The sequence below is a fragment of the Streptomyces sp. NPDC090442 genome (assembly GCF_044769405.1).
GTDB lineage: Bacteria > Actinomycetota > Actinomycetes > Streptomycetales > Streptomycetaceae > Streptomyces.
This window is the reverse complement of the sequence record NZ_JBIVXW010000073.1, coordinates 36,503-47,692: the sequence shown is the minus strand read 5'-3', so window position 1 is coordinate 47,692 and position 11,190 is coordinate 36,503. Positions and strand designations below refer to the sequence as shown.

Annotated in this window: 9 protein-coding genes and 1 riboswitch; of the genes, 5 read left to right on the top strand and 4 right to left on the bottom strand. The window is 71.6% G+C overall.

The window, feature by feature from the left end:
- Window positions 1–172 precede the first annotated feature (172 nt).
- The 4 genes from ACIQU6_RS35860 to gcvT form a co-directional block, all read right to left on the bottom strand.
- Window positions 173–1,555, bottom strand: a complete 1,383-nt coding sequence (locus ACIQU6_RS35860) for an L-serine ammonia-lyase (protein ID WP_403485914.1) — start codon at window positions 1,553–1,555, stop codon at window positions 173–175.
- Between the two features lie 338 nt (window positions 1,556–1,893).
- Window positions 1,894–3,153, bottom strand: a complete 1,260-nt coding sequence (gene glyA / locus ACIQU6_RS35855) for a serine hydroxymethyltransferase (RefSeq protein ID WP_403485913.1) — start codon at window positions 3,151–3,153, stop codon at window positions 1,894–1,896.
- 75 nt (window positions 3,154–3,228) lie between these two features.
- On the bottom strand, window positions 3,229–3,606 hold the full coding sequence (gene gcvH, locus ACIQU6_RS35850) for a glycine cleavage system protein GcvH (protein ID WP_403485912.1): 378 nt from the start codon (window positions 3,604–3,606) through the stop codon (window positions 3,229–3,231).
- Window positions 3,607–3,728: 122 nt separating this feature from the next.
- A complete protein-coding gene (gene gcvT / locus ACIQU6_RS35845; protein WP_403485911.1) occupies window positions 3,729–4,847 on the bottom strand; it encodes a glycine cleavage system aminomethyltransferase GcvT in 1,119 nt (372 codons plus the stop codon).
- Between the two features lie 152 nt (window positions 4,848–4,999).
- A riboswitch (glycine riboswitch) is annotated at window positions 5,000–5,095 on the bottom strand.
- Window positions 5,096–5,377: 282 nt separating this feature from the next.
- On the opposite strand from gcvT, the gene ACIQU6_RS35840 reads away from it, so the two are divergent.
- The 5 genes from ACIQU6_RS35840 to ACIQU6_RS35820 all read left to right on the top strand — a co-directional run bounded on the left by ACIQU6_RS35840 (window position 5,378) and on the right by ACIQU6_RS35820 (window position 11,152).
- Entirely contained in the window at window positions 5,378–6,088 is a 711-nt protein-coding gene (locus tag ACIQU6_RS35840; protein WP_403485910.1) for an AAA family ATPase, read from the top strand.
- 128 nt (window positions 6,089–6,216) lie between these two features.
- Window positions 6,217–7,062, top strand: a complete 846-nt coding sequence (locus ACIQU6_RS35835) for an enhanced serine sensitivity protein SseB C-terminal domain-containing protein (RefSeq protein WP_403485909.1) — start codon at window positions 6,217–6,219, stop codon at window positions 7,060–7,062.
- Window positions 7,063–7,115: 53 nt separating this feature from the next.
- Complete coding sequence (locus tag ACIQU6_RS35830; protein ID WP_403485908.1) at window positions 7,116–7,904, top strand: enhanced serine sensitivity protein SseB C-terminal domain-containing protein; 789 nt, start codon at window positions 7,116–7,118, stop codon at window positions 7,902–7,904.
- Between the two features lie 408 nt (window positions 7,905–8,312).
- Window positions 8,313–9,311 carry an ABC transporter permease gene (locus ACIQU6_RS35825; protein WP_403485907.1) on the top strand — a complete coding sequence of 333 codons (999 nt, stop codon included), beginning with the start codon at window positions 8,313–8,315 and terminating at the stop codon, window positions 9,309–9,311.
- Window positions 9,312–9,403: 92 nt separating this feature from the next.
- A complete protein-coding gene (locus tag ACIQU6_RS35820) occupies window positions 9,404–11,152 on the top strand; it encodes an ABC transporter substrate-binding protein (RefSeq protein ID WP_403485906.1) in 1,749 nt (582 codons plus the stop codon).
- The last annotated feature ends 38 nt before the right edge of the window (window positions 11,153–11,190 follow it).

Genomic DNA, 11,190 nt, shown 5'->3' with positions numbered 1-11,190 from the left:
CATAGCTCCGCTATGAAGACATCCCGGCGCCTTGCGATCGCACGCACCAGACGCCGCTCCTTCCTCCACGGAGATCCGTCAGAAGCGCCCTAGGGCGGCGGCCCGGCGCAAACGCCCCGGGCGCCGACGGGGAGGAACTCCCGCCGGCGCCCGGGGCGCGCTGTGCCGTGGGTCAGCACTCGATGATGTTCACCGCGAGGCCGCCGCGGGCGGTCTCCTTGTACTTGACGCTCATGTCGGCGCCGGTCTCCTTCATGGTCTTGATGACCTTGTCGAGGGAGACGTGGTGGCGGCCGTCGCCACGCAGCGACATCCGGGCCGCGGTGACGGCCTTCACGGCGGCCATGCCGTTGCGCTCGATGCACGGGATCTGGACCAGGCCGCCGACCGGGTCGCAGGTCAGCCCGAGGTTGTGCTCCATGCCGATCTCGGCGGCGTTCTCCACCTGCTCGGGGCTGCCGCCCAGGACCTCGGCCAGGCCGCCGGCCGCCATCGAGCAGGCCGAGCCGACCTCGCCCTGGCAGCCGACCTCGGCGCCGGAGATCGAGGCGTTCTCCTTGAAGAGCATGCCGATCGCGCCGGCGGCGAGCAGGAAGCGGACCACGCCGTCCTCGTTCGCCCCGGGGACGAAGTTGACGTAGTAGTGCAGCACGGCGGGGATGATGCCGGCCGCGCCGTTGGTGGGGGCGGTCACCACCCGGCCGCCGGCGGCGTTCTCCTCGTTGACGGCCATGGCGTAGAGGGTGACCCACTCCATGGCGCGGGCCGCCTCGTCGCCCTCGGAGCGCAGCGCGCGGGCGGCGTTGGCGGCCCGGCGGCGGACCTTCAGCCCGCCGGGGAGGATGCCCTCGCGGGACATCCCGCGCTCGACGCAGCCCTGCATGACCCGCCAGATCTCCAGCAGGCCGGCGCGGATCTCGTCCTCGGTGCGCCACGCCTTCTCGTTCTCCAGCATCAGCGCGGAGATGGACAGGCCGGTCTCCCGGGAGAGCCGCAGCAGTTCGTCGCCGGTGCGGAAGGGGTGGGTCAGGACGGTGTCGTCCAGCTTGATCCGGTCCTCGCCGACCGCGTCCTCGTCGACGACGAAGCCGCCGCCCACGGAGTAGTAGGTCTTCTCCAGCAGCGGGGCGCCGGCGGCGTCGTAGGCGAAGAGGGTCATGCCGTTGGCGTGGTACGGCAGCGACCGGCGGCGGTGCAGGATCAACTCGGTGGACTCGTCGAAGTCGATCTCGTGCGCGCTGCCTATCTCGGCGCCGAGGAGGCGCAGCCGGCCGCTGGTGCGGATGCGTGCCACCTCGTCGTCGGCGGACTCGACGTCGACGGTGCGCGGGGAGTGGCCCTCCAGACCGAGCAGCACCGCCTTGGGGGTGCCGTGGCCGTGGCCGGTGGCGCCGAGCGAGCCGAAGAGTTCGGCGCGCACCGAGACCGTCTGGGCGAGCAGACCGTCCTTCTTGAGCCGCCGGGCGAACATCCGGGCGGCCCGCATCGGGCCGACGGTGTGGGAGCTGGACGGGCCGATGCCGATGGAGAAGAGGTCGAAGACGGAGATGGCCACGGGGGCGGTACTCCCTTGTCTGCTCGGGGTTGGACGGTTGCGCAGATCGGGGCAGGACGGGGTGTTTCCGGCCCGACTGTCGAGCGTAACCCGCCCGCCGGGGATTGCCGCCGGACGGGAGGCGGCGGCCGGGAGAAACCGGGAGGGCGGGTGGGGGAACAGAGGGGGCGAAGCCGGACGGGCGGCGGGGCGCGGGGGGCGTCGGGCCGGCGGTCCGGTGAGGGCAACGGCTGCTCCGGGCCGGGTAGTTCGGCCCGGAGCGCGGTGCGGCGGCGGGCCGCGGAGGGGCGGCCCGCCGCAGGGTCACCGGGGGCCGTGGCGCCCCGGTGACCGGTTCGTCACAGCGACGGGTACAGCGGGTACTTCTCGGCCAGGGCCGTGACCCGGGCCTTGAGGGCCTCGCGGTCGTAGCTGGGCTTGAGCGCCTCGGCGATGATGTCGGCGACCTCGCGGAAGTCCTCGGCCGTGAAGCCGCGGGTGGCCAGGGCCGGGGTGCCGATCCGCAGGCCGGAGGTGACCATCGGGGGCCGCGGGTCGTTCGGGATGGCGTTGCGGTTGACGGTGATGCCGACCTCGTGGAGGCGGTCCTCGGCCTGCTGGCCGTCGAGCTGGGAGTCGCGCAGGTCGACCAGGACGAGGTGGACGTCGGTGCCGCCGGAGAGCACCGAGACGCCGTGCTCCCTGACGTCGTCCTGGACCAGGCGCTCGGCCAGGATCCGGGCGCCGTCCAGGGTGCGCTGCTGGCGCTCCTTGAACTCCTCCGACGCGGCGACCTTGAAGGACACCGCCTTGGCGGCGATCACGTGCTCCAGCGGGCCGCCCTGCTGACCGGGGAAGACCGCGGAGTTGATCTTCTTGGCCAGCTCGGCGGTGGACAGGATGACACCGCCGCGGGGGCCGCCCAGCGTCTTGTGGGTGGTGGTGGTCACCACGTGGGCGTGCGGCACCGGGGAGGGGTGCAGGCCCGCGGCCACCAGGCCGGCGAAGTGCGCCATGTCGACCATCAGGTACGCGCCGACCTCGTCCGCGATCCGGCGGAAGGCGGCGAAGTCGAGCTGGCGCGGGTAGGCGGACCAGCCGGCGACGATCAGCTTCGGGCGGTGCTCCTTGGCGAGGCGCTCGACCTCCTCCATGTCGACCAGGTTGGTCTTCTCGTCGACGTGGTAGGGCACCACGTTGTACAGCTTGCCGGAGAAGTTGATCTTCATGCCGTGGGTGAGGTGCCCACCGTGGGCGAGGTTCAGACCCAGGATGGTGTCGCCCGGCTTGATCAGCGCGAACATCGCGGCGGCGTTGGCCTGCGCGCCGGAGTGCGGCTGGACGTTGGCGGCCTCGGCACCGAAGAGCGCCTTGATCCGGTCGATGGCGATCTGCTCGACCACGTCGACGTGCTCGCAGCCGCCGTAGTAGCGGCGGCCCGGGTAGCCCTCGGCGTACTTGTTGGTGAGGACCGAGCCCTGGGCCTCCATGACGGCGACCGGAGCGAAGTTCTCCGACGCGATCATTTCGAGGGTGGACTGCTGACGGTGGAGCTCGGCGTCGACGGCGGCGGCGACGTCGGGGTCGAGCTCGTGCAGGGAGCTGTTCAGAAGCGACATGAGACTTCCTGGAGAGTGACGGAGCGGGCGGGGCGCCGCGGCCCCGGCCGAGCGGTGGCGGCCGGGGCCGGGGTGTCAGCCGGCGGTGAAGGCGGTGTACGCGTCGGCCGTGAGCAGGTCCTCCGGCTCACCGGTGAGCTTCACCTTGAACAGCCAACCGCCCTCGAACGGGGCGGAGTTCACCAGCGAGGGGTCGGTGACGACGTCCTCGTTCACCTCGGTGATCTCGCCGGTCACGGGCGAGTAGAGGTCGCTGACGGACTTGGTCGACTCCAGCTCACCGCAGGACTCGCCCGCGGTGACGGTGGCCCCGACCTCGGGGAGCTGCACGAAGACGACGTCGCCGAGGGCGTTGGCCGCGTGCTCGGTGATGCCGACCGTCGAGACGCCGTCCTCGGCGGCCGACAGCCACTCGTGCTCCTTGCTGTAGCGCAGCTGCTGGGGGTTGTCCATGGCTCGATTCTCCTGTACGCGGGGGTGTGGTCGTGCATGGGGTCTTGCCCTGTGAGACGGGTGGCGCCGGGCACGGTGGCGCGGGTCCGCGGCGAGCACCGCGGACCGGCCGGCGCCGCCCGCTACTTCTGCCGCTTGTAGAAGGGCAGCGCGATGACCTCGTAGGGCTCGTGCGTGCCGCGGATGTCCACCCGGACGCCCTCGGTGCCGGGCGCGGAGTGCGCCGCGTCGACGTAGGCCATGGCGATCGGCTTGCCGAGGGTGGGGGAGGGCGCCCCCGAGGTGACCTCGCCGATCACCGTGCCGTCGGCGGCGACGACCGGGTAGCCGGCGCGCGGCACCCGGCGGCCCTCGGCGACCAGGCCGACCAGCTTGCGCGGCGGGGACTGCTCGGCCCGCTCGGCGGCCGCGGTGAGCGCCGCCCGCCCGACGAAGTCGCCCTCCTTCTCGAACTTCACGACCCGGCCCAGGCCCGCGTCGAACGGGGTGAGCGCGGTGGTCAGTTCGTGTCCGTACAGCGGCATCCCCGCCTCCAGGCGCAGGGTGTCGCGGCAGGACAGGCCGCACGGGACCAGGCCGACGTCCTGGCCCGCCGCGGTCAGCGCGGTCCAGAGGGCGACCGCGTCCGCGGGCCGGACGAACAGCTCGAAGCCGTCCTCACCGGTGTAACCGGTGCGGGCGATCAGCGCCTCGACGCCGGCGACCGTGCCGGGCAGCCCCGCGTAGTACTTCAGCCCGTCCAGATCGGCGTCGGTGAGCTTCTTGAGGATGCCGGGGGACTCCGGGCCCTGCACCGCCAGCAGCGCGTAGGCGTTCCGGTCGTCGCGGACGGCGGCGTCGAAGCCGGCCTGCCGGTCGATCAGCGCGTCCAGCACCGCCTGGGCGTTGGAGGCGTTGGCGACGACCATGAACTCCGTCTCGCCGAGGCGGTAGACGATCAGGTCGTCGAGGATGCCGCCGTCGGCGGCGCAGATCATGGTGTAGCGGGCCCGACCGACCTTCAGGGCGCCGAGGTTGCCGACCAGCGCGTGGTCGAGGAGGGCGCCGGCCTGCGGGCCGGTGACGGTGAGCTCGCCCATGTGGGAGAGGTCGAAGAGGCCGGCGCGGGTGCGCACCGCGAGGTGTTCCTCGCGCTCGCTGCTGTAACGCAGCGGCATGTCCCAGCCGGCGAAGTCGGTCATGGTCGCGCCGAGCGCGCGGTGGGTTTCGTCCAGCGCGGTGCGGCGGGGGGCTTCGGTCATCGCTTTCGGGCTCCCGGGCATGGGTGACAAGACGGTCTCCCCATCTGTCATCGGAACCTGAGAGGTTCACCGGGATCCCGCGGACGGGCCCGGTTTGCACCTTGGGTGGAGCCGTCCCGTCGGCCGGGCCGCGACTCGCTTTTCAGATCTGCCTCGCCCGCGCGGTATAGGGGCCTGAGAGATTCAAGGGAGGACTTGCTCCTTCGGCGCCCCGCCGTGGCGGCCGGGGACTCTCCCGCGCGGATTCAAGCGGCCGGTATGGAATTGGCTGACTGCCCACGAGTTGACGTTCGAGCCCGCCCGTGGCGGCCACATCATTACACGGGATCGCCCGTTATAGGAGCCCCGGCCGGGGCTCCGTTCCCGGTCATCCCGGTCGCGACGTCCCGCCGGCCTCCCCCGCTCCGGTCGTGTCCCTTGCCGCTCCTTGACCCTCCCTTGCTACGGATTACCTTTTCTTGACACTCTGCACGGGCTGCGGGAGGCCGGGGCGGAACCCGGTCCGGGGCCATCGGGGAGGGGCGCGCACGGTGCACGGCGAGGCGACGGACGTCAGGACGGTGGGGGCCGCGCCCCCGGAAACCCCGGTTCCGGAGCCGGCCCTGCGCGGCCCCAGGGAGCCGCGCCCCCGCCGCCCCGCCGACCGGCCGCCCTGCACCGACCTGCGGGGCCCGGGCCGACCCCCGCACCCCGTGCTCCGCTTCCCGCCCGGCGACCTCGTCGTGGTCTCCGGCCTGCCGGGCAGCGGCAAGAGCACCCTGATGCGACGGGTGGTGCCCGCGCGCGACGACCGCGGCGCCCCGGTGCACCGCGTCGACTCCCAGGACGCCCGCGACCACTGGGAGGACGGCCGGCTGCACCGCCTGCCTTACGCCCTCTACCGACCGCTGGTCCGGGTCGCGCACTACCGCGCGCTGCATCGGGCGCTGCGCTCCGGCGGCAGCGTGGTGGTGCACGACTGCGGGACGTGGCCGTGGGTGCGCCGCTGGCTGGCCCGTGCGGCCCGGCGCGGCGGCCGGGGGCTGCACCTGGTCCTCCTCGACGTGCCGCCCGTGGTGGCCCGCGGTGGCCAACGGGCCCGCGGCCGAGGGGTGTCGCGGTACGCCTTCGCCCGCCACCGCCGGGCGGTGCGCCGCCTGGTGGCCCGGGTCGGGGCGGCCCGGCTCCCGAAGGGCGTGCGCTCCGTGGTGCTGCTGGACCGGCGTTCGGCGGGGGAGTTGGCGCGCGTCACCTTCGGTTGACCGGTCGCACCCCCGCCACCGGCTTCGATGACCCGCAGGTCGCCCGTTAGGGTCTGATCCACTGGGCGGGCCCGCGGACCGCCCCTGCGAAGTCGGCCGGGCAGCGCGGCCAGTAATGGGTGGGTGAGATGAACTATCCGGACAATGAACCGCAGCACGGCGGTCCGGTGCCGGGGAACTTCCCGGACGAGGGAATACCGCACGCGGCCTGGCCGGCCAACGAGTTGGAGGAGGTGCTGGCCGCCTCGGTCGGGCACCCCGAGGCCGGCGGCCGGATCGTCGAGGTGCTGGGCCGCAGCCGGGTGTGGGTGCCGCTGCCCGAGGGCGGCGGCCCGGACCGCGCGGGCCTGGGAGCGCCCGGCCTCGACGTGCCGACCGTCGAGATCGGCGGCGCCGCCTACGTCCCGGTCTTCAGCTCCGAGCAGGAGTTCCGGCGGGTCGTCGGCGCGCACCTGTCCTACACCGTCGCGCCCGCCCGGGAGTTCGCCCGCGGCCTGCCGCCGCTGGTCGGCCTCGCGGTCAACCCGGACGGCACCGTCGGCGTCCCGCTGCCGCCGCCCGCGGTCGCCGAGCTGTGCCGCTCCGGACGGACCGACCTGGACGGCCCGCAGACCGCCGGCGCCCGGGTGCGGCTCTTCGAACCGGACTGGCAGGACGAGCCGGTGGACTTCCTGGCCGCCGCCGGCCTGGAGTTCTCCGCCGCCGGCATCGTGCTGGCCGCCCGCCGCGCGCTGGCCGCCGTCGAGGGCGACACGCCGGCGCTCTTCGTCGGCGTCCAACTCGACGTCGCCCCCGAGCGGCTGCACGACGGCACCGCCCGCGACGAGGCGTTGGCCGCCCTCGGGCAGGCCCTCGGTCAGGTCCCGGTGCCCTGGCCGGTCCAGCTCGTCCTGCTCGACGTCGCCCAGGGCGACCCGGTCGCCGACTGGATGCTGGAGCGCGTGCGGCCCTTCTACACCCGGGACCACTCGTAAGCTGGTGGGACGACGGGCGGGCGGGCGCCCGGCCGGGAGGAGGGACGGACCACGTGAGCGCGGGTGCGCAACAGGGAGCGGCGGCGGCCGACCAGGTCGAGCAGATGCTGCGGCAGGTCTCGCCCGGGCGCTACGACGCCTACGAGGCGATGCTGAGTGCCCTCGCGCACGGGCAGGTCTGGATGCTCCTGTGGCACGGCCGGGCCGGTCAACCCGACGCCCAGTACGGGAACATGGAGGTCGACGGGCTGGGCTACGCCCCCTGCGTCACCTCCGCCGCCGAGCTCGCCGCCTCCGGCTGGACCCGCGACCACGAGGTCGTCACCGGACCCGAGATCGCCGCCTCCCTCTTCCCCGACCGCTGGGGCCTGTGGCTCAACCCGCACGCCCCCGGCGGCGGCGTCGGCGTCCCCTGGCTCGACCTGCGCCGGATCGCCGGTGGCCTGGACCGGCTGCCCGCCGGTCCGCTGCGGATCAGCGAACCGGTCATCGACATCCCCCAGTTCTACGCCCTGCTCGCGCAGCACGCCCACCGCACGCCCCCGGTGCGGTCGTTGCGCCGGGCCTGGGTGCAACCCGCCCTCGGCGCGCCCTATTTGGCGATCGGCCTGGACCTCTACGACACCGGGCAGCCGTCGGTGGACGCCGCCCGGATGCTGATCCAGCAGTCGATGGGCGCGGTGCCGGACGGCCTGCCGGTGTCCACCGTCGCCATGAACGACGAGTACGACCCGGTCGGCATGTGGATGCGGGCCTGCGCCCGCCCGTTCTTCGACCGCGACGGCTACGCCCAGCCGGCTCCCGGACCCGCCTACGGCTACGGCTACCCCCGCGCCTACTGAGCCCGGCGGCGCCCGCGCCCCCGCCGGCGCCCGCCTGCTTCCCTCGGTGAATTGGCCTTATTCCACCGGCAGTTGACGCCTTTTCGGCCATCCGGTGCACCGCTCAAACCGCTCCGTTGTTCGCATGACGGAAGGCTGCGGGTCACATCACAGTTGCGCATCCTTTCCCGACCAGGGCTGGTGAGTGATCGCAACTCGGATGAAGACTCCCGCTCCAAGGACTTCGGTCCTGTGTACGAGCGCCATCCCCACCGGCGTCCCTGCGCCAGTAGACGACCCGTCCGCGACGCCAACTCGCCTGTGTACGGTGCGAGATGGCGGCAGGTGAGCACCAGTGGGGTAACCACCAGGCCGCTACCGCGGCGGGCACAGGCCGGCCACCGTCGGCCGGGAGGGGTTCAAAGCACCGTGACCGCACCGATCGAGACCACCGGCGCGGCTGCGCAGGCGCAGCCGGAAGCGGTGCTGGAAGGCGTCGAGAGCAAGCGCATCGAGGGGCGCTCGCTCGGCCAGATCGCCTGGCTGCGCTTCCGCCGTGACAAGGTCGCCATGGCCGGCGGCATCGTCGTCGTCCTGCTCATCCTGGTCGCCGCCCTCTCCCGCCCGCTCCAGCACCTGTTCGGGCTGGACCCCAACCAGCCCCACCAGGACCTGATCGACCCCAACACCACGCTGCCCAAGGGCGACTTCGGCGGGATGAGCCTTACCCACCTGCTGGGCGTGGACCCCAAGTTCGGCCGCGATCTGCTCGCCCGGATCCTGGAGGGTTCCTGGGTGTCGCTGCTGGTGGCGTTCGGCGCGACGCTGCTGTCGGTGGCCATCGGCACCGTCCTCGGCGTGATCGCCGGCTTCTATCGCGGCCGGGTGGACGCCTTCATCAGCCGCCTGATGGACGTCTTCCTCGCCTTCCCGCTGCTGCTGTTCGCCATCGCGATCTCCGCGTCGCTCCAGGGCGGCGCGTTCGGGCTCTCCGGGCTGCCGCTGCACATCTCGGTGTTGATCTTCGTGATCGGCTTCTTCAACTGGCCCTACATGGGCCGGATCGTGCGGGCCCAGACCCTGTCGCTGCGGGAGCGGGAGTTCGTCTCCGCCGCCCGCGGCCTGGGCGCCCGCGGCCCGTTCATCCTCTTCCGGGAACTCCTGCCCAACCTCGTGGGGCCGGTCATCGTCTACTCGACGCTGCTGATCCCCTCCAACATCCTCTTCGAGGCGGCGCTGAGCTTCCTGGGCGTGGGCATCCAGCCGCCCCAGTCGTCGTGGGGCGGCACCCTCACCCAGGCGGTCAAGTACTACGAGGTCGACCCCCAGTACATGATCGTCCCCGGCCTCGCGATCTTCGTCACCGTGCTCGCCTTCAACCTGCTCGGTGACGGACTGAGGGACGCGCTGGACCCGCGCAGCCGCTGACCGGCGCCGGCCTTCATCCCCCCACCTCTGCACCAGTTTTCGAAGCCGTTTCGATCTGACGTTTCTCGACGAACGAAGGGGACACCGAGCACATGCGAAGGTCACTTCCGGTCGCGACCATCGCGGCCGTCACCAGCGCGGGCCTCCTGCTGGCCGGCTGTAGCGGAAAGGGTTCCCCGGAGAGTTCCGCCGGGGCCAACGCCGCCACCAAGGGCATAGTCAACGCCTCGGACGCGAAGGGGGGCACCGTCACCTACGCGATGAGCGACGCCCCCGAGTCCTTCGACCCGGGCAACACCTACTACGCCTTCGTCTACAACTTCAGCCGCCTGTACGCCCGTCCGCTGACCACCTTCAAGCCGGGCCCCGGTACCAAGGGCGAGCAACTGGTCCCGGACCTCGCCGAGTCGATGGGCAAGTCCGCCGACGGCGGCAAGACCTGGACGTACAAGCTCCGCAAGGGCGTCAAGTTCGAGGACGGCACCCCCGTCACCTCGCAGGACGTCAAGTACGCGGTGGAGCGCAGCAACTTCTCCCGCGACACCCTCTCGCTGGGCCCGAACTATTTCCAGCAGTTCCTCCAGGACAACGACGGCGGTTACAAGGGCCCCTACAAGGACAAGAGCAAGGAAGGGCTCAAGTCCATCGAGACGCCCGATGCGCAGACCATCGTCTTCCACCTGAAGAAACCGTTCGCCGAGTTCGACTACCTGGTCAGCGCCCCGCAGACCGCGCCCGTCCCGCAGGCCAAGGACAAGGGCGCGGACTACACCAAGTCCGTGGTCTCCACCGGCTCCTACAAGTTCGCCAACTACCAGGAGGGCAAGCAGCTCACCCTGGTCCGCAACCCGCAGTGGTCGGCCGCGACCGACCCGCTGCGCAAGCAGCTCCCGGACAAGATCGTGCTCAACCTGAAGGTCGCCCAGTCGACCATCGACAAGGACCTCCAGTCCGGCAACACCCTGGTCGACATGGCCGGCCGCGGCGTCGACGGCCAGACCCAGGCGCAGCTGCTGACCGACCCCAGCCAGAAGGCCAACACCGACAACGCGCTCGGTCAACGCCTGGTCTACACCGCGATCAACACCAAGGTCGCGCCGTTCGACAAGCTGGAGTGCCGCAAGGCCGTTGAGTACGCCATCGACAAGAAGGCCGTGCAGACCGCGCTCGGCGGCCCGATCCGCGGTGACATCGCCTCCACGGTCCTGCCCACCGACATCGCCGGCTACCAGAAGTACGACCTGTACCCGCAGAAGTACAACGGCGACAACCTGGACCTGGCGCAGGCCAAGGCGCACTGGGAGCAGTGCGGCGCCGGCAACGTCTCCACCACCATCCTGGCCCGCAACGACCGCCAGGACGAGGTCGACGCGGCCACCTCGATCATCGGCTCGCTGAAGAAGATCGGCATCAACGCCAAGCTCCAGCAGTACCCGACCAGCAAGTACTTCTCGGACTACGCCGGGGTGCCGGCGTTCGACAAGTCCAACAACGTCGGCCTGATGATGATGCAGTGGGGCGCCGACTTCCCGACCGGCTACGGCTACCTCCAGCAGATCCTGCACGGCAAGGCGATCAGCCAGTCCGGCAACTCCAACCTCTCCCAGTTGGACGACCCGGAGATCAACAACCTGCTCGACACGGCCATCGCCAACACCGACCAGGCCGCCCGCGAGAAGGCGTACGCGGACATCGACCGCAAGGCGATGGAGCAGGCGGCGATCGTCCCGCTGACCTACTTCAAGGTCCTGATGTACCGCTCGCCGAAGGCCACCAACATGGCGTCCAGCTCGGCCTGGAGCGGTGAGTACGACTACCTCAACATCGGCGTCAAGAAGTAGCAGCCCTGGAAGGCAGGTGAAGGCATTGGTGTCCGCGG